This window comes from Rhodanobacter ginsengiterrae, assembly GCF_050026815.1.
Taxonomy (GTDB): domain Bacteria; phylum Pseudomonadota; class Gammaproteobacteria; order Xanthomonadales; family Rhodanobacteraceae; genus Rhodanobacter; species Rhodanobacter ginsengiterrae.
The window spans coordinates 36496-54528 of the sequence record NZ_JALBWO010000032.1; the positions used below are offsets into that span (position 1 = coordinate 36496).

An 18033-nucleotide genomic window follows, 5' to 3' on the forward strand; every position below is an offset into this window, starting at 1 on the left:
CCTGGATGGGCTTACTCGTCACCACCGTTTTCACTGCCGACCGGGGCCTCGATGAATGAGGCTGCAGACGCGGAACTGGAGAGAGTCTCCAGCTCTGTGGCGGTCAAACCACCCCGGCGACGACGCGATGCGTGGTACGCCAAGCCTGTACCTGCCGGAATAAGACGGCCGACAATAACATTTTCCTTCAGACCGCGCAAGGTATCACGCGTACCACGAACCGCCGCCTCGGTAAGAACGCGGGTGGTTTCCTGGAACGAGGCGGCCGAAATGAACGACTCGGTGGCCAGCGAAGCCTTGGTGATACCCAGCAGAATCGACTGGTACTCGGCTGGACGCTCACCCTTCGCTTCCGCACGGGCGTTTTCGCCGTTGATGCGCACACGCTCGATCTGCTCGCCACGGAGATAGTGGCTGTCGCCCGGCTCAACGATCTCGACCTTGCGCAGCATCTGGCGAATGATCGCCTCGATGTGCTTGTCGTTGATCTTCACGCCCTGCAGGCGGTACACGTCCTGGATTTCCTTGACCAGGTACGAGGCCAGCGGCTCCACGCCCAGCAACCGCAGGATGTCATGCGGACTCGGCTCGCCGTCGACGACGGTTTCGCCCTTCTCCACATGTTCGCCTTCAAACACGATGACCTGACGCCACTTGGGAATCAGCTCCTCGTGCTCGTTGCCGTCGACGTCCTTGATCACCAGGCGCTGCTTGCCCTTGGTGTCCTTGCCGAAGCTGATGATGCCGGAGCGCTCGGCAAGGATCGCCGGCTCCTTCGGCTTGCGCGCCTCGAACAGGTCGGCCACGCGCGGCAGACCACCGGTGATGTCGCGGGTCTTCGAGCTTTCCTGCGGGATACGGGCAACCACGTCGCCCACGCCCACTTCCGCACCGTTCTGGATCGATACGATCGCGCCGGCCGGCAGGAAGTACTGCGCAGCAATGTCGGTACCCGGCAGCTTCAGCTCGCGGCCCTTGGCATCTTCCAGGCGCACGATTGGACGCAGATCCTTCGCCTGCGCGCCGCGACGCTTCGGATCGGTGACCACCGCCGACTCCAGGCCGGTCAGTTCGTCGGTCTGGCTCTGCACGGTGACGCCATCGAGGAAGTCGATGAAGCGCACCACGCCGGCCACCTCGGTGACGATCGGATGGGTATGCGGATCCCAGTTGGCCACGGTCTGGCCCGGCTTGACCGGCGCACCGTCCTTGACCGCGATGGTGGCGCCGTAAGGCACCTTGTAACGCTCGCGCTCGCGGCCGCTGGCGTCGATCACGCTCAGTTCGCCCGAACGGGACACCGCAACCAGGTGACCCTGCTTGTGCTGCACTGACTTCAGGTTATTGTACTTCAGCGAGCCGGTGGTCTTCACCGTCACGTTGTCCACCGCTGCCGCACGCGACGCCGCACCACCGATGTGGAAGGTACGCATGGTCAGCTGGGTACCGGGTTCACCGATCGACTGCGCGGCAACCACACCCACGGCCTCACCCATGTTGACCAGATGACCGCGGGCCAGATCGCGGCCGTAGCAGAACTTGCAGACGCCATGCTCGGCTTCGCAAGTAATCGGCGACCGCACCTTGATCAGCTGCACGCCGGCCTTGTCGAGCTTCTCGACCAGGGCCTCGTTGAGCAGGGTGTCGCGGGTGACGATCGGCTCATCGTCGTCGCCAGGGGCATAGACGTCCTCGACTACCACGCGGCCCAGCACGCGCTCGCGCAACGGCTCGACCACGTCGCCGCCTTCGACGATCGGCTGCATGAGCACGCCGTTCTCGGTGCCGCAGTCGTCCATCGTGATGACCACGTCCTGCGCCACGTCGACCAAGCGACGGGTCAGGTAACCGGAGTTCGCCGTCTTCAACGCGGTATCCGCCAGGCCCTTTCGAGCACCGTGGGTCGAGTTGAAGTACTGCAGCACGTTCAGGCCTTCGCGGAAGTTGGCCTTGATCGGGGTCTCGATGATCGAGCCGTCCGGACGCGCCATCAGGCCGCGCATGCCGGCCAGCTGACGAATCTGCGCCACGGAACCACGGGCGCCGGAGTCGGCCATGATGTACAGCGAGTTCATCGACTTCTGGTTGACCATCTTGCCGTCGGCATCTTTCACCTTTTCGACGCCGATGCCGTCGATCATCGCCTTGGCCACCAGTTCACTGGTACGCGACCAGATGTCGACCACCTTGTTGTAGCGCTCGCCGGCCGTGACCAGACCCGACTGGTATTGCTGCTGGATCTCGACGACTTCCTTCTCGGCCTCTTCCAGGATCGGCTTCTTCTCGGCCGGAATCAGCATGTCATCGATGCCGATCGAAATGCCCGAACGGGTCGCGTAGCGATAGCCGGCATACATCAGTTGATCGGCGAACACGACAGTGTCCTTCAACCCCAGCAAACGGTAGCTGGAGTTGATCAGGCGCGAGATGTTCTTCTTGGTCAGCTCGGTGTTGGCCAGTTCGAACGGCAAGCCTTCCGGCAGGATTTCCGCCAGCAGGGCGCGACCGACCGTGGTATCCACGATCTTGGTCTCCTGCGTCCGGGTGCCGTCTTCGGCGATGTGCACCAGTTTCATGCGCACCTTGACCTTGGCATGCAGCTCCACGGCACGATTGTCGTAGGCGCGGCGCGCCTCGCCAATGCCGGAGAACACCATGCCGGTACCCTTGACGTTGATCAGCTCGCGAGTCAGGTAATACAGGCCCAGCACCACGTCCTGCGTCGGCACGATGATCGGCTCGCCGTTGGCTGGCGACAGGATGTTGTTGGTCGACATCATCAAGGTGCGCGCTTCGAGCTGCGCCTCGATCGAAAGCGGCACGTGGACGGCCATCTGGTCACCGTCGAAGTCGGCGTTGAATGCCGTACAGACGAGCGGATGCAGCTGGATCGCCTTGCCTTCGATCAGCTTCGGCTCGAACGCCTGGATGCCGAGGCGATGCAGGGTCGGCGCACGGTTCAGCAGCACCGGATGCTCGCGGATCACCTCTTCGAGGATGTCCCATACCTGGGCCTCTTCGCGCTCGACCAACTTCTTCGCCGCCTTGATGGTGGTGGCTTCGCCACGCGCCTGCAGCTTGGCGAAGATGAACGGCTTGAACAGCTCAAGCGCCATCTTCTTCGGCAGACCGCACTGGTGCAGGCGCAGGGTCGGACCGACCACGATCACCGAACGGCCGGAGTAGTCCACGCGCTTGCCAAGCAGGTTCTGGCGGAAGCGGCCCTGCTTGCCCTTGATCATGTCGGCGAGCGACTTCAGCGCGCGCTTGTTGGTGCCGGTGATGGCACGGCCGCGACGGCCGTTGTCGAGCAGCGCATCGACCGATTCCTGCAGCATGCGCTTTTCGTTGCGCACGATGATGTCCGGCGCATTGAGTTCGAGCAGACGCTTCAGGCGGTTGTTGCGGTTGATCACGCGACGGTACAGATCGTTCAGATCGGAGGTGGCGAAACGGCCGCCATCCAGCGGCACCAGCGGACGCAGGTCCGGCGGCAGCACCGGCAGCACGGTCAGCACCATCCACTCCGGCTTGTTGCCGGATTCCAGGAACGCCTCGATCAGCTTCACGCGCTTGGTCAGCCGCTTCAGCTTGGTCTCGGAGTTGGTGGAGGTGATCTCTTCCTTCAGGCGAATGACTTCGCCCGGCAGGTCGAGCGATTTCAGCAGGTGGAACACCGCCTCGGCACCCATGCGGGCGTCGAACTCGTCGCCGTGCTCTTCGGTCGCTTCCAGGTACTGGTCTTCGCTGAGCAGTTGGCCGCGCTCGAGCGCGGTCATGCCCGGATCGATCACCACGAAGGCTTCGAAGTACAGGATGCGCTCGATGTCGCGCAGGGTCATGTCCAGCATCAGGCCGATGCGCGACGGCAGCGACTTGAGGAACCAGATGTGCGCGGTCGGGCTGGCCAACTCGATGTGGCCCATGCGCTCGCGGCGCACCTTGGCCAGCGTCACTTCCGTGCCGCACTTTTCGCACACGACGCCACGATGCTTCATGCGCTTGTACTTGCCGCACAGGCACTCGTAGTCCTTCACCGGGCCGAAGATCGCGGCGCAGAACAGGCCGTCACGTTCCGGCTTGAAGGTACGGTAGTTGATCGTCTCCGGTTTCTTCACTTCGCCGTACGACCACGAACGGATCAGCTCCGGCGAGGCCAGCGCGATCTTGATCGCGTCGAAGTCCGGCGTGGCGCGTTGCTGATTGAAGAGGTTGAGCAGGTCTTTCATTTGAATCTCCGGTCGGAGCAAATTCTTGATGTCGAGGTCCGCGATTCGAACAAGCGAAGCGTGCGGAATCCGGAATCGGGGTCAGGTCTGCTTCTGCAAATCCCGAATCCCGTATTCCGGATCCCGTCGATCACTTGACCTCTTCCAGATCGATGTTGATGGCGAGCGAGCGGATTTCCTTCACCAGCACGTTGAAGGATTCCGGCATGCCTGCCGACATCTCGTGGTTGCCGTCGACGATGTTCTTGTACATCTGGTTGCGGCCCTGCACGTCATCGGACTTCACCGTCAGCATTTCCTGCAGGGTGTAGGCCGCGCCATAGGCTTCCAGCGCCCAGACTTCCATTTCGCCGAAGCGCTGGCCGCCGAACTGCGCCTTGCCGCCCAGCGGCTGCTGGGTGACCAGCGAGTACGGGCCGGTGGAGCGCGCATGCATCTTGTCGTCAACCAGATGGTTGAGCTTCAGGTAATGCATGTAGCCCACGGTGACCGGACGATCGAACGCCTCGCCGGTGCGGCCGTCGTACAGCGTGGTCTGGCCCGACTCGGGCAGATCCGCCAGCTTCAGCATCGCCTTGATCTCGGTCTCTTCCGCACCGTCGAACACAGGCGTCGCCATCGGCACGCCTTCCTGCAGGTTGGTGGCGAGCGTGAAGATCTCCTTGTCGGTGAGCGACTTCAGGTCGACGTACTGCACGGCACCGGCGACATGGGTGTTGTAGATCTGGTCGAGGAACTCGCGGATCTTGGCGACCTTCTCCTGCGCTTCGAGCATCTTCTGGATCTTCTTGCCCAGGCCCTTGGCGGCCCAGCCCAGATGGACTTCCAGAATCTGCCCGATGTTCATGCGCGACGGCACGCCCAGCGGGTTCAGCACGATGTCGACCGGCACGCCGTCGGCGGAGTACGGCATGTCCTCGACCGGCACCACGTTGGAGACCACGCCCTTGTTGCCGTGGCGACCAGCCATCTTGTCACCCGGCTGGATGCGGCGCTTCACGGCCAGGAACACCTTGACCATCTTCAGCACGCCCGGTGCCAGATCGTCGCCCTGGGTGATCTTGCCCTGCTTCTCCTTGAAGCGCTTGTCGAACTCTTCCTTGTGACGCTTGACCTGGTCGGCCGCGCGCTCGAGGAACTCGGTGACGTCCTCGTCCTTGACGTTGATCTTGAACCAGTCGTCCTTTTTCAGGCCGTCCAGGTAGGCGTCGGTGATCTCGGTGCCGCGCTTGAGACCGCCCGGGCCGCTCATCGCGGATTTGCCGACCAGCTGGGTGCGCATGCGGCTGTAGATGGCGCCTTCGAGGATGCGGAACTGGTCGTCCAGATCCTTGCGGATCCGCTTGACCTCGGTTTCCTCGATCTGCTTGGCGCGCTTGTCCTTCTCGATGCCGTCGCGGGTGAACACCTGCACATCGATGACGGTGCCGTCCATGCCCGGCGGCACGCGCAAGGACGAGTCCTTCACGTCAGACGCCTTCTCGCCGAAGATCGCGCGCAGCAGCTTCTCTTCCGGCGTCAGCTGGCTCTCGCCCTTGGGCGTGACCTTGCCGACCATGATGTCGCCGGCCTTCACCTCGGCACCGATGTAGACGATGCCCGACTCGTCCAGACGCGCCAGCGCCTGTTCGCCCACGTTCGGGATGTCGGCGGTGATTTCCTCGGCGCCCAGCTTGGTGTCGCGCGCGATGCAGGACAGCTCCTCGATGTGGATCGAGGTGTAACGGTCTTCCTGCACGACGCGCTCGGAGAGCAGGATCGAGTCTTCGAAGTTGTAGCCGTTCCACGGCATGAAGGCGATCAGCATGTTCTGACCGAGCGCGAGCTCGCCCAGGTCGGTCGACGAACCGTCGGCCAGCGTGTCGCCCTTCGCCACCACGTCACCCACGTTGACCAGCGGACGCTGATTGAGGTTGGTGTTCTGGTTGGAGCGGGTGTACTTGGTCAGCGTGTAGATGTCGACGCCGGCGTCGTTGTCGCCGACCTCTTCCTCGTTCACGCGCACCACGATACGCGCCGCGTCGACCTGGTCGATCACGCCGCCGCGCTTGGCGGAGACGATGACGCCCGAATCGCGAGCCACCGCGCGCTCGATGCCGGTACCCACCAGCGGGGTCTGCGAGCGCAGGGTCGGCACGGCCTGACGCTGCATGTTCGCGCCCATCAGTGCGCGGTTCGCATCGTCGTGCTCGAGGAACGGCACCAGCGCCGCCGCCACCGACACGGTCTGCATCGGCGAGACGTCCATGTAATCCACTTCGGACGCCGGGCGCAGCTCGGATTCGCCACGGAAACGGCAGGACACGAAGTCCTCGACGAAACCGCCATGCTTGTCCAGCGGCGAGTTCGCCTGGGCGATCACGTGATCGCCTTCCTCGATCGCCGACAGGTAATCGACCTTGTCGGTGACCTTGCCGCCAGCCACCTTGCGGTACGGCGTCTCGAGGAAGCCGTACGAGTTGGTGCGGGCATACACGGCCAGCGAGTTGATCAGGCCGATGTTCGGGCCTTCCGGCGTCTCGATGGTGCACACGCGGCCGTAATGGGTGGGATGGACGTCGCGCACTTCGAAGCCGGCGCGTTCGCGGGTCAGGCCGCCCGGCCCAAGCGCTGAAACGCGACGCTTGTGCGTCACTTCCGACAGCGGGTTGTTCTGGTCCATGAACTGCGACAGCTGCGAGGAGCCGAAGAACTCCTTCACCGCCGCCGCCACCGGCTTGGCGTTGATCAGGTCCTGCGGGGTCAGGCCATCGGCCTCGGCCAGCGACAGGCGCTCGCGCACCGCACGCTCCACCCGGACCAGGCCGATGCGGAAGGTGTTCTCGGCCATCTCGCCAACCGAACGCACGCGACGGTTGCCCAGGTGATCGATGTCGTCGACGGTGCCATGACCGTTCTTGATGTCGATCAGCACCTTGAGCACGTCGAGGATGTCGGACGATTCGCCCTGCTCCTTGACCAGCAGCTGGGACGCCTCTTCCTTGCGCTCGCTGAAGTACTTGTGGTCGTACAGCACACCCGGACCGAGGATTTCCTTGCGGCCCACGCGGCGGTTGAACTTCATCCGGCCCACACTCGACAGGTCGTAGCGGTCGAAGGTGAAAAACAGGTTGAAGAACAGGTTCTGCGCGGCATCCTTGGTCGGCGGCTCGCCCGGACGCATCATGCGATAGATTTCCACCAGCGCTTCAAGCGGCGTCTTGGTGTTGTCGATGCGCAAGGTGTGCGAGATGTAGGCGCCACGATCGAGGTCGTTGACGTACAGCGTCGGCACGGTCTCGATACCGGCCTTGCGGAACGCTTCCAGTTGCTCGGCGGTGATCTCGTCGTTGGCCGAGGCCAGCAGCTCGCCGGTATTCGCGTCGACAATGTCGGTAGCCACGATGCGGCCGACCGGATAGTCGTCCGGCACTTCCAGCGCGGTGATGTTCTCGGCCGCCAGCTGGCGCACGTGACGCGCGGTGATGCGCTTGCCGGCTTCCACCAGCACCTTGCCGCCGATCGCCAGATCGAAGCTCAGCGTTTCGCCACGCAGACGCTCGGCGACCAGCTCCAGCGTGGTGCCACCCTTCTTGCCGAGGTGGAACACGTTGTGCTCGAAGAAGGTGGCCAGCATTTCCTCGTTGTTGTAACCGAGCGCGCGCAGCAACACCGTCACCGGCAACTTGCGGCGACGGTCGATGCGGGTGAACAGCGCATCCTTCGGGTCGAACTCGAAATCGAGCCACGAACCACGGTAGGGAATCACGCGGGCGGAGAACAGCAGCTTGCCCGAGCTGTGCGTCTTGCCGCGGTCGTGGTCGAAGAACACGCCTGGCGAACGATGCAGCTGCGAGACGATCACGCGCTCGGTGCCGTTGATGATGAAGGTGCCGGTGTCGGTCATGAGCGGAATTTCGCCCATGTAGACCTCCTGCTCCTTGATGTACTTGACCACCTTCTTCGAGGCCGGGCTGTCCTTGTCGTAGATGACCAGGCGCACGGTGGTACGCAGCGGCGCACCATAGGTCATGCCGCGATTGCGGCACTCGCGCTCGTCGAATGCCGGCTCGCCGAGGCGATAGTCGACATACTCGAGTGCAGCATTGCCCGAATAGCTGGAGATCGGGAACACCGACTTCAACGCGGCATGCAAACCCTTCTCGCCGCGCTGCTTGGGCGCGACATGCTCCTGCAGGAACTCCCGATAGGAATCAGTCTGGATGGTCAGCAGGTTTGGCACGCCCAGTACGGGCGGACGCTTGCCAAAGTCCTTGCGGATGCGTTTCTTCTCGGTAAACGAGTAGGCCATGATCGGTAGCGCCTCGGTTCGCAGTGACGCCGGTGGTGCACACACCGGCTGAATGGAAAAAAATCGGAGATTCGGGAATCGAGAATCGGGACTCGTCACAAGCGCATTGCCGGCGCAGGCATGGCGACTTCAGATTCTCCATTCCCCTTCTCGCTCAAAGCAGGCAAAGCCCGGGAGCTTTCGCTCCCAGGCTTGCTTGACGTCAAGTCGAAGCGGTGGCGTGCAAACGCCGATTACTTCAGTTCGACGGTGGCGCCGGCAGCTTCGAGGTCCTTCTTGAACTTCTCGGCATCTTCCTTCGACACGGCTTCCTTCAGGACGCCGCCGGCCTCGGTGAGGTCCTTGGCTTCCTTCAGGCCCAGGCCGGTGATCGCGCGGACAGCCTTGATCACGTCGACCTTCTTGGCGCCGGCGTTCTTCAGGATCACGTCGAACTCGGTCTGCGCTTCGGCAACAACGGCAGCAGCGGCCGGGCCGGCCACGGCAACCGGGGCGGCGGCGGTCACGCCAAACTTCTCTTCGATGGCCTTCACCAGGTCCATCACTTCCATCAGCGACTTGGCGGCGACGGCTTCAACGATCTGTTCGTTGGTCAGGGACATTGCATTTACCTCTGGAAATGGATTCGGATTGATAGACGATGAACTTAGGCGGGTTCGGCTTCAGCCGGGGCTTCGGCAGCAACTTCGCCACCACCCTGCTGATCGGCAACAGCCTTGACGACGCGCGCGAACATGGTGGCCGGTTCGGCCAGCACGCGGGCCAGCATCGCCAGCGCCTGTTCACGGGTCGGCAACGCGGCCAGCACGTCGACGTGCGACGCCGGCAGCAGCTTGCCTTCCACCGAGACGAGCTTCGCCTTCAGCTTGTCGTTACCCTTGGCAAATTCCTGGATCAGACGCCCGGCAGCACCGGGCTCTTCCGTCGAGAATGCGTACAGCAGCGGACCGACCAGGACGTCCTTGACGACCTCGAATTCGGTACCGGCCACGGCGCGCGACGCCAGCGTGTTCTTGACAACTCGCAAGTACACACCGGATTCGCGAGCCTTCTTGCGCATCGCGGTCATCTGAGCGACCGTGGTGCCCGCATACTCGGCAGCGACCAGGGAGTGAGCCTTCGCGGCAACGTCTGCCAGTTCGGCGACTACTTCTTTCTTCTGTGACAGATTGAGAGCCATTGCACTCCTCCAAATGAACTCCGCTCACGGCTCCTGCCGCTTGCGGTCCTGGGCGACGCCATCCGTGACGTCGGGGACACTGCGGTGTCCCGGGTGGTGGCCTTTCCAGAAGTCGAACGATTCCAGAAGGGGCAGCACCATCTGCGCAGGCCAGGTTCGCAAGAACCCGATTAAGCAACCCCGTTGGCAACGCCGGCGATTCCCTGCCAGTGCCGAGCTCCCTGCCCGTCGTCGTCGCGCGCTGGTTGCGCCTGCGGTCTTTGACAGCGGTCCCGGCAGAAATCGAGCCGGAACTGCCCTCAAAAACTTGCTCCGACCGGCGTTCAGCCGGCCAGAGACTTGAGTCTTACTTCGCGGACAGGGTCAGCGACGAGGTATCGACGGCAACGCCGACGCCCATCGTGCTGGACAACGCCACTTTCTGCAGGAACACGCCCTTGGCCGTCGACGGCTTGGCCTTGATCACATCGGCGATCAGCGTGTTGAGGTTGTCCGCCAGCTGGGCCGGATCGAAGCTCGCCTTGCCGATGGTGGCGTGGATGATGCCCGCCTTGTCGTTGCGGAACTTCACCTGGCCGGCCTTGGCATTGGTCACCGCGGTGGCGACGTCGGCAGTCACCGAGCCGTCCTTCGGGTTCGGCATCAGGCCGCGCGGACCCAGCAACTGGCCCAGCTTGCCGACCACGCGCATCGCGTCCGGCGTGGCGATCACGCGACCGAAGTCGAGATCACCGGCCTGCATGCGCTCGGCCAGGTCGTCCATGCCGACGGCGTCGGCACCGGCAGCCTTGGCAGCCTCGGCCTTTTCGCCCGGCGGGCAGAACACGGCAACCTTGACGGTCTTGCCGGTGCCGTGCGGCAGCAGCGAGGAGCCACGCACACCCTGGTCCGACTTCTTCGCGTCGATACCCAGACGCACGGCCACATCCACCGACTCGGCGAACTTCGCCTTGGCGTTGTCCTTGACGATCTTCAGCGCTTCTTCCAGGCCATAGAACTTGCCCGGCTGCACCGCGGCCTGAGCCGACTTCATACGCTTCGTGAGCTTTGCCATGTCTTAACCCTCCACCACAAGGCCCATGCTGCGGGCGCTACCGGCAATGGTGCGCACCGCGGCGTCGAGATCGGCAGCCGTCAGATCCGGCTCCTTCTGCTTGGCAACGTCTTCCAGCTGCTTGCGGGTGACCTTGCCCACCTTGTCGGTGTTCGGCTTCGGCGAACCCTTGGCCGTGCCGGTGATCTTCTTCAGGAGGATCGTGGCCGGCGGGGTCTTGGTGATGAAGGTGAAACTGCGGTCGGAGTAGGCCGTGATGATGCACGGAATCGGCAGACCCGGCTCCAGCTTCTGCGTGGCGGCATTGAACGCCTTGCAGAATTCCATGATGTTCAGGCCGCGCTGACCGAGGGCGGGACCGACCGGTGGCGAGGGGTTGGCCTGACCGGCCTTGACCTGCAGCTTGATGTAACCGACAACTTTCTTTGCCATGATGATTTTCCTCGCGAGTCCAGGCGCCTTGCGGCTCCTCGCTGTTCACCGATCCGTGGATGGAAGGAAGATCCGCCTCTTGCGGATCCGAAAACGCGGACACGCCGGGCCAAAAAGACCCCGCGTGAACCGCGCAGTATAGAGATTTATTGGCTCGTCAGCAATCCCCGTGCCAGTGATGGCATTGGGGGTGAAATCAGGGGCTGGGAGGATCTGGTCAGGCGGGGATCCCCCTCTCCAACTCTCCCCTCGCAGGCGGGGGAGAGGGCGAAGGTGGTGAGCGGGAGACGCTCGGCTGACCTTCGCCCTTTACTCAGGCTTTTTCGACTTGACCGAATTCCAGTTCCACGGGCGTGGAGCGACCGAAGATCAACACCGCGACGCGCAGGCGACTCTTTTCGTAGTTGACTTCCTCGACGACGCCGTTGAAATCGTTGAACGGGCCCTCGGTGACACGCACCATCTCGCCCGGCTCGAACAGCACCTTGGGCTTGGGCTTCTCGACACCCTCGCGCACGCGGCTGAGAATGGCGTCCGCCTCGCTGTCCTTGATCGGCAGCGGGCGATCGGCAGTACCGCCAATGAACCCCATCACCTTCGGGGTTTCCTTGATCAGATGCCAGCACTCGTCGTCGATGCGCGGCGACTTGCCTTCGGTATTCGTCTCGATCTGAACCAGCACGTAGCCCGGGAAGAACTTGCGATCGCTGCGACGCTTCTGGCCGCCGCGCATCTCGATCACTTCTTCGGTCGGCACCAGCACTTCGCCGAACCGCTCTTCCATCTCGGCGCGCTTGATGCGCTCCTCGAGGGAGCGCTTCACCTGATTCTCGAAGCCCGAATAGGCGTGCACCACATACCAACGCTTGCTCATGCTCACCTCAGGCTTACAGCTTCAGCAGCCAGTCGAGAATGACCGACTTCAGAATCAGATCGATCAAACCGAGCAGCAGCGAGAGGACAATCACCACCACGATGATGATGCCCGTCGTCTTGATCGTCTCGTCGCGGGTCGGCCACACCACCTTGCGCATCTCGAACTGCGAGTCGGCAATGAAGTTCCGAACACGGCGTCCCAGCGCGGTAAATGCGGCAATCGCCAGCGCAACCACCAGCGCCGCCAGCACGCCAAGCAGGCGCACCGACGAAGGGATGCTGCCATCCCGACCGAGCCAGGAATAGGCAAAAACACCGGCAGCCAGCACCAGCCCCGCCAGTACCAGCTTGCCGATGTCGGCGGCGTTCGTGCCCTTGGGCTGTTCTACCTTGGTATTCATGCACTAGTGACCGGGTGTCAGCAGCATGCCGCGCCTTGCGGTGCGACCCTGCCATCGTCACCCGTCTCGATCCTCGGGGAAGTGGCACGCCAGGAGGGACTTGAACCCCCAACCTGCGGTTTTGGAGACCGCTGCTCTGCCAATTGAGCTACTGGCGTATGAACGGGAATCGGGATTCGAGATTCGGGATTCGTGAAAAGCGGAAGGACGTCTGCCTTTCCGAATCCCGAATCCCGAATCCCGAATCCCGCAATAGCTTACTTGATGACCTTGGCCACCACGCCGGCGCCGACGGTGCGGCCGCCTTCGCGGATCGCGAAGCGCAGACCTTCGTCCATCGCGATCGGGTGGATCAGGCTCACCACCATCTTCACGTTGTCGCCCGGCATCACCATCTCCACGCCTTCCGGCAGCTGGCAGGCGCCCGTCACGTCGGTCGTACGGAAGTAGAACTGCGGACGATAGCCCTTGAAGAACGGCGTATGACGACCACCCTCGTCCTTCGACAGCACATACACCTCGGCCTCGAAGTCGGTGTGCGGGTTGATCGTGCCCGGCTTGGCCAGCACCTGGCCACGCTCCACGTCGTCACGCTTCAGACCGCGCAGCAGCAGGCCGGCGTTGTCGCCTGCGCGACCTTCGTCCAGCAGCTTGCGGAACATTTCCACGCCGGTGACCGTGGTCTTCTGCGTGTCGCGGATGCCGACCACTTCGATTTCGTCGCCCACCTTGATGATGCCGCGCTCGATACGACCGGTCACCACGGTGCCGCGACCGGAGATCGAGAACACGTCTTCCACCGGCATCAGGAACGGGCGGTCGATGACGCGCACCGGCTCCGGAATGTAGCTGTCCAGCGCGTCCACCAGCTTGATGATCGACGGCACGCCGATCTCGCTCTGGTCGCCTTCCAGCGCCATGCGGGCCGAACCGTGGATCATCGGGGTGTCGTCGCCCGGGAAGTCGTACTTGGTCAGCAGCTCGCGCACTTCCATCTCGACCAGCTCGAGCAGCTCGGCGTCGTCCACCAGGTCCGCCTTGTTCAGGTAGACCACGATGAACGGCACACCGACCTGACGCGACAGCAGGATGTGCTCGCGCGTCTGCGGCATCGGGCCGTCCGCGGCCGAGCACACCAGGATCGCGCCGTCCATCTGCGCCGCACCGGTGATCATGTTCTTCACATAGTCAGCATGGCCCGGGCAGTCCACGTGCGCGTAATGACGCATCGGCGACTCGTATTCCACGTGGGCGGTCGAGATCGTGATGCCGCGCGCCTTCTCTTCCGGCGCCGCGTCGATCGCGCTGTAATCCTTGAACTCGCCGCCAAAACGTTCCGCACCGACCTTCGTCAGCGCTGCCGTCAGCGTCGTCTTGCCGTGATCCACGTGACCAATCGTGCCGACGTTGACGTGCGGCTTGGTGCGTTCGAATTTACCCTTTGCCATGCGCGCTACACCCCGATGGAGTCGATGAATTGAAGAAAACTGCCCTTTCGGGGCTGGCCGGACTGGCCATGCATTTGGTGCTCATAACAGGAATCGAACCTGTGACCTCTTCCTTACCAAGGAAGTGCTCTACCGACTGAGCTACATGAGCGTGTATTTGGTGTACCTCAGCCATCTTCCCTGATGGCGAACTCAAGACCGACATCCTGTCGGACTCTTCATAAAAGCGTCGATCAAACGGCAATTGCCTCGATCAACAGCGCCTGACACTTGCAGAGCAATGGAGCGGAAGGCGGGAATCGAACCCGCGTAATCAGTTTGGAAAACTGATGTTCTACCATTGAACTACTCCCGCCAGGCGCGGAACTCTTGCTGGTGGAGGGAGGTGGATGACTCCGGGCATCCTGCCCTCCGCCCCTCCGGGGCCGCGCCGCTTTCGCGTCGCGTTCAAAATCGCTCCATGCGATTTTGTCGAACCACGGCGGCGGATCTCATCCACCTCCACGATCCTGCTTGTCAGATATCCGAAACTTGACTACCGATGGCACTCAAGCTGGTGGAGGGAGGTGGATTACTCCGGGCATCCTGCCCTCCGCCCCTCCGGGGCCGCGCCGCTTTCGCGTCGCGTTCAAGATCGCTTCCTGCGATCTTGTCGAACCACGGCGGCGGATCTCGTCCACCTCCACAGCCCTGATTGTCAGATCTCCGAAACTTGACTACCGATGGCACTCAAGCTGGTGGAGGGAGGTGGATTCGAACCACCGAAGGCGTAAGCCAGCAGATTTACAGTCTGCCCCCGTTGGCCGCTTGGGTATCCCTCCAACAAAGAACGCGTATTGTGTGGATCGAACCCCGAACTGTCAACACCTGCAGAGGCCAATGTCGCGTGGAATCGCGATTTTTTCGCCGTCGCGTTCAGTCCCGCGCAACGGGCTGGAGGCAGATCAGTTGCTCCATGCCCTTCGACACGTCAAGCAGGCGTTTTGCCTGTTCCTGCAATCGACGTTCGCTGTCGTCGCGCGGTTCCCAGTGTGGCACCGGCGTGGGCTTGCCGTCCGGGCTGTCCAGCGCCACGAATACCATCACGCAACTGGTGGCCAGGCGACGTTGGTCCTTGCGCAAGTCGCTGGCAAGCACATCCACGGCCAGATGCATGCTCGACGTGCCGGTATGAATCAGGCGGGCCCGCACCGTGACCAGATCGCCGATCAGGATCGGCGCCACAAACTGGATGCCGCTGACCGACACCGTGACGCAGTACGCCCCGCTCCACGCCACCGCACAGGCGTAGCCGGCCTGATCGATCCATTTCATGGCCATCCCGCCATGCACCTTGCCGCCGAAATTCACATCGGTCGGCTGGGCAAGAAAGCGGAAGGTGACTTCATGCTGCTTTCCGGGCATGGCGGCTCAACTCGCAGGTGGATGGGGAAGCGCCGATTATGCCCCACCCGCCCACCCCGCCGCTTCGCCGCCGGGGCGCAGCCACTACCTGCAGTTCACCTGGAAGTTCGACGGCAGCGCGCTCTGAGCGGACACGGAAAAGGCGCTCCCCGAGGTGCGCCTTTTTCGTGGAGCCACCGAACTCAGACGTTGAACAGGAAGTGCAGCACGTCACCGTCCTTGACGATGTATTCCTTGCCTTCCTTGCGCAACCGTCCGGCCGCGGCAGCGCCGGCTTCACCCTTGTACTGGATGAAGTCGTCGTAGCCGATCGTCTCGGCGCGAATGAAGCCCTTCTCGAAATCGCTGTGGATGACGCCCGCCGCCTGCGGTGCACTGGAGCCACGCCGCAACTGCCAGGCACGCACTTCCTTCACGCCGGCGGTGAAATAGGTCTGCAGGTCGAGCAGCTTGTAGCCGGCACGGATCACCCGGTTCAGGCCCGGCTCGTCCAGGCCCATGTCTTTCAGGAACTCGTCGCGATCGGCGTCTTCGAGCTGCGCCATCTCCTCTTCGATCGACGCGCACACCGGCACCACTTCGGCGCCCTCGGTGAGTGCACGCGCACGCACCGCGTCCAGCAGCGGGTTGTTCTCGAAGCCGTCGTCGGCCACGTTGGCGATGTACATCAGCGGCTTCAACGTAAGCAGGAACAGGTCGCGCACCAGCGCCTTCTCTTCCTCGTCCAGATCCAGGCTGCGTGCCGACTTGCCCTCGTTGAGGCCGGCGGACAGCTTCTGCAGCACCGGCTTCCTGGCCAGCGCCTCCTTGTCGTTGGCCTTGGCCGCGCGCTCGGCGCGATTCAGCGCCTTGTCGACCGATTCCAGATCGGCCAGCGCCAGCTCGGTGTCGATCGTCTCGATGTCGGAAATCGGGTCGACCTTGCCGGCGACATGGATCACGTCGCCCTCGAAGCAGCGCACCACGTGGGCAATCGCATCGACTTCGCGGATATGCGCCAGGAACTTGTTGCCCAGTCCCTCGCCCTTCGAAGCGCCGGCCACCAGGCCGGCAATGTCGACGAACTCGACCGCGGTCGGGATCACTTTCTGCGGATTGACGATCGCAGCCAGCGCGCTCAAGCGCAGGTCAGGCACCGGTACCACACCGACATTCGGCTCGATCGTGCAGAAGGGAAAATTCGCCGCGGCGATACCTGCCTTGGTCAGCGCGTTGAACAGGGTGGACTTGCCGACGTTGGGCAGTCCGACGATGCCGCATTTGATGCCCATTTGAACTCCGGGATTCGGGATTCGGGATTCGGGATTTGGAAGATCGGGACCGCCATGCTTTTGACGAATCCCGAATCCCGCATCACGAATCCCGGCTTGTATGTAGTTGCTGCATCGCCTTGTCGAACTGGCCATCCACCGCCAGCGGCAGCACGTCCAGCGCGCGACCGATGCCGTCGATGATCGCGTTCTCGTCCTGCGCCGACGGACGGCCCAGCACCCAGGGCGTGACCTGGTCGCGATGGCCGGGATGGCCGATGCCGACCCGCAACCGATGGAACTTGCCGTGGCCCAAGTGGGCCATGATGTCGCGCAAGCCGTTCTGGCCGCCGTGGCCGCCGTCGAATTTCATCCGCACGGTACCGGCAGGCAGGTCCAGGTCGTCGTGGGCGACCAGACATTCGTCCGGCTCGATCTTGTAATAGCGCAGCGCCGAAACCACGGCGATGCCGCTCTTGTTCATGAAGGTGGCCGGCTTCAGCAGCCAGACCGGTTCGCCACCGAGGCGCACGCGACAGCTTTCACCGTGCAGCTTGCCGTCGAAGGCGAAGCGCTCGCCCTGACCGCCAGCGAGAGCATCCACTAGCCAGAACCCGGCATTGTGCCGGGTTCGGAGGTATTCGGCACCGGGATTGCCCAGTCCGACGATGAGTCGCAAACCAGCCATGAGCGACCAGCCACGCAATCCCGCGCCCCTGCGGGCGCGGGATTGCCCGACTTACTTCTTGTCGCCAGCCGGCTTGGCGGCAGGCTTGCCACCCGCCTTCGCAGCGGCAGCCTTGTTCGCCTCGGCCTCGGCCTCGGCAGCCGCATCCTCGGCGGCGTCGGCAGCACTTTCCTTCACTGCGTTCACGGTGACCACGGCAGCATCATGCGCCTCGCCCAGCGCCAGCGCGGGCAACTCGACGTTCGCCGGCAGTTTCAGCTGCGACAGGTGAATGATGTCACCAGCCTCGAGCGCGCCCAGGTCCAGCTCGATGAACGCAGGCAGGTCCTTCGGCAGGCAGGAAACCTCCACCTCGGTCAGGTTGTGCGAGATGACCAGACCGGACGTCTTGCCGGCGGTCGACTTCTCCTGGTTCAGGAAGTGCAGCGGCACGTTGGCGCGCAGCTTGGCGTTCTCGTCGATGCGCAGGAAGTCCATGTGCATCATCAGCTGCTTGAACGGATGCTTCTGCCAGTCACGCACCAGCACCTTCTGCACCTTGCCGTCGACGTTGAGGTCGAGCACCGAGGAGAAGAACCACTCGTTCTTGGCAGCGAGCAGGATGGTGTTGTGTTCGATCTGGATGCTTTCCGGCGGCTGACCGGCGCCGTACACCACGGCCGGCACGAAAGCGGCATGACGCAGGCGGCGGCTCGCACCTTTCCCCTCGTCCTTGCGGCTCTGCGCCTTGATCTCATGAGTCTTGGACATGTCGTTACTACCTAGGTTGTGTTTGCCACC

At 63.0% G+C, this 18033-nt stretch carries 13 protein-coding genes, 4 tRNA genes and 2 other RNA genes; all 19 read right to left on the reverse strand.

The annotated features are described in order from the left end of the window. Nucleotides 1–11: 11 nt before the first annotated feature. The 19 genes from rpoC to ACQGNJ_RS00775 all read right to left on the reverse strand — a co-directional run bounded on the left by rpoC (nt 12) and on the right by ACQGNJ_RS00775 (nt 18003). Nucleotides 12–4229, reverse strand: coding sequence for a DNA-directed RNA polymerase subunit beta' (rpoC, locus tag ACQGNJ_RS00685; protein WP_426687310.1), 4218 nt, complete (start codon nt 4227–4229; stop codon nt 12–14). 130 nt (nt 4230–4359) lie between these two features. Continuing rightward, complete coding sequence (rpoB, locus tag ACQGNJ_RS00690; protein WP_483432738.1) at nt 4360–8523, reverse strand: DNA-directed RNA polymerase subunit beta; 4164 nt, start codon at nt 8521–8523, stop codon at nt 4360–4362. A 230-nt stretch (nt 8524–8753) separates the two neighbouring features. Further along, nucleotides 8754–9122 (reverse strand): 50S ribosomal protein L7/L12, encoded by a 369-nt coding sequence (rplL, locus tag ACQGNJ_RS00695; RefSeq protein ID WP_099654060.1) that lies wholly within the window; start codon nt 9120–9122, stop codon nt 8754–8756. A gap of 44 nt (nt 9123–9166) precedes the next feature. After that, on the reverse strand, nt 9167–9700 hold the full coding sequence (gene rplJ / locus ACQGNJ_RS00700; RefSeq protein ID WP_426687312.1) for a 50S ribosomal protein L10: 534 nt from the start codon (nt 9698–9700) through the stop codon (nt 9167–9169). 346 nt (nt 9701–10046) lie between these two features. After that, entirely contained in the window at nt 10047–10754 is a 708-nt protein-coding gene (rplA, locus tag ACQGNJ_RS00705) for a 50S ribosomal protein L1 (protein ID WP_426687313.1), read from the reverse strand. Nucleotides 10755–10757: 3 nt separating this feature from the next. Continuing rightward, nucleotides 10758–11186, reverse strand: a complete 429-nt coding sequence (gene rplK / locus ACQGNJ_RS00710; protein WP_077516972.1) for a 50S ribosomal protein L11 — start codon at nt 11184–11186, stop codon at nt 10758–10760. A gap of 313 nt (nt 11187–11499) precedes the next feature. Next, on the reverse strand, nt 11500–12060 hold the full coding sequence (gene nusG, locus ACQGNJ_RS00715) for a transcription termination/antitermination protein NusG (RefSeq protein ID WP_426687314.1): 561 nt from the start codon (nt 12058–12060) through the stop codon (nt 11500–11502). Nucleotides 12061–12073: 13 nt separating this feature from the next. Beyond that, entirely contained in the window at nt 12074–12463 is a 390-nt protein-coding gene (secE, locus tag ACQGNJ_RS00720) for a preprotein translocase subunit SecE (RefSeq protein WP_426687315.1), read from the reverse strand. 82 nt (nt 12464–12545) lie between these two features. Next, a tRNA-Trp gene (locus ACQGNJ_RS00725) sits at nt 12546–12621 on the reverse strand. Between the two features lie 99 nt (nt 12622–12720). Then, entirely contained in the window at nt 12721–13911 is a 1191-nt protein-coding gene (gene tuf, locus ACQGNJ_RS00730; protein WP_426687223.1) for an elongation factor Tu, read from the reverse strand. A gap of 75 nt (nt 13912–13986) precedes the next feature. Beyond that, nucleotides 13987–14062, reverse strand: a tRNA-Thr gene (locus ACQGNJ_RS00735). Between the two features lie 130 nt (nt 14063–14192). Next, nucleotides 14193–14266 (reverse strand) — tRNA-Gly (locus tag ACQGNJ_RS00740). A gap of 18 nt (nt 14267–14284) precedes the next feature. After that, nucleotides 14285–14427: non-coding RNA, RtT sRNA (locus ACQGNJ_RS00745), on the reverse strand. 38 nt (nt 14428–14465) lie between these two features. Then, nucleotides 14466–14608: non-coding RNA, RtT sRNA (locus ACQGNJ_RS00750), on the reverse strand. A 38-nt stretch (nt 14609–14646) separates the two neighbouring features. Next, nucleotides 14647–14732, reverse strand: a tRNA-Tyr gene (locus ACQGNJ_RS00755). 94 nt (nt 14733–14826) lie between these two features. After that, a complete protein-coding gene (locus tag ACQGNJ_RS00760; protein ID WP_426687316.1) occupies nt 14827–15315 on the reverse strand; it encodes an acyl-CoA thioesterase in 489 nt (162 codons plus the stop codon). 182 nt (nt 15316–15497) lie between these two features. Further along, nucleotides 15498–16586 (reverse strand): redox-regulated ATPase YchF, encoded by a 1089-nt coding sequence (gene ychF, locus ACQGNJ_RS00765; protein WP_426687317.1) that lies wholly within the window; start codon nt 16584–16586, stop codon nt 15498–15500. Between the two features lie 82 nt (nt 16587–16668). Continuing rightward, nucleotides 16669–17253 carry an aminoacyl-tRNA hydrolase gene (gene pth, locus ACQGNJ_RS00770; RefSeq protein ID WP_426687318.1) on the reverse strand — a complete coding sequence of 195 codons (585 nt, stop codon included), beginning with the start codon at nt 17251–17253 and terminating at the stop codon, nt 16669–16671. Between the two features lie 51 nt (nt 17254–17304). Continuing rightward, a complete protein-coding gene (locus ACQGNJ_RS00775; protein ID WP_426687319.1) occupies nt 17305–18003 on the reverse strand; it encodes a 50S ribosomal protein L25/general stress protein Ctc in 699 nt (232 codons plus the stop codon). Nucleotides 18004–18033 lie beyond the last annotated feature (30 nt).

Coding starts and splice junctions, on each gene's coding strand:
- rpoC (WP_426687310.1), bottom strand. CDS start 4,229: ATGAAAGACCTGCTCAACCTCTTCAATCAGCAACGCGCCACGCCGGAC.
- rplL (WP_099654060.1), bottom strand. CDS start 9,122: ATGTCCCTGACCAACGAACAGATCGTTGAAGCCGTCGCCGCCAAGTCG.
- rplJ (WP_426687312.1), bottom strand. CDS start 9,700: ATGGCTCTCAATCTGTCACAGAAGAAAGAAGTAGTCGCCGAACTGGCA.
- rplA (WP_426687313.1), bottom strand. CDS start 10,754: ATGGCAAAGCTCACGAAGCGTATGAAGTCGGCTCAGGCCGCGGTGCAG.
- rplK (WP_077516972.1), bottom strand. CDS start 11,186: ATGGCAAAGAAAGTTGTCGGTTACATCAAGCTGCAGGTCAAGGCCGGT.
- nusG (WP_426687314.1), bottom strand. CDS start 12,060: ATGAGCAAGCGTTGGTATGTGGTGCACGCCTATTCGGGCTTCGAGAAT.
- secE (WP_426687315.1), bottom strand. CDS start 12,463: ATGAATACCAAGGTAGAACAGCCCAAGGGCACGAACGCCGCCGACATC.
- tuf (WP_426687223.1), bottom strand. CDS start 13,911: ATGGCAAAGGGTAAATTCGAACGCACCAAGCCGCACGTCAACGTCGGC.
- ACQGNJ_RS00760 (WP_426687316.1), bottom strand. CDS start 15,315: ATGCCCGGAAAGCAGCATGAAGTCACCTTCCGCTTTCTTGCCCAGCCG.
- ychF (WP_426687317.1), bottom strand. CDS start 16,586: ATGGGCATCAAATGCGGCATCGTCGGACTGCCCAACGTCGGCAAGTCC.
- pth (WP_426687318.1), bottom strand. CDS start 17,253: ATGGCTGGTTTGCGACTCATCGTCGGACTGGGCAATCCCGGTGCCGAA.
- ACQGNJ_RS00775 (WP_426687319.1), bottom strand. CDS start 18,003: ATGTCCAAGACTCATGAGATCAAGGCGCAGAGCCGCAAGGACGAGGGG.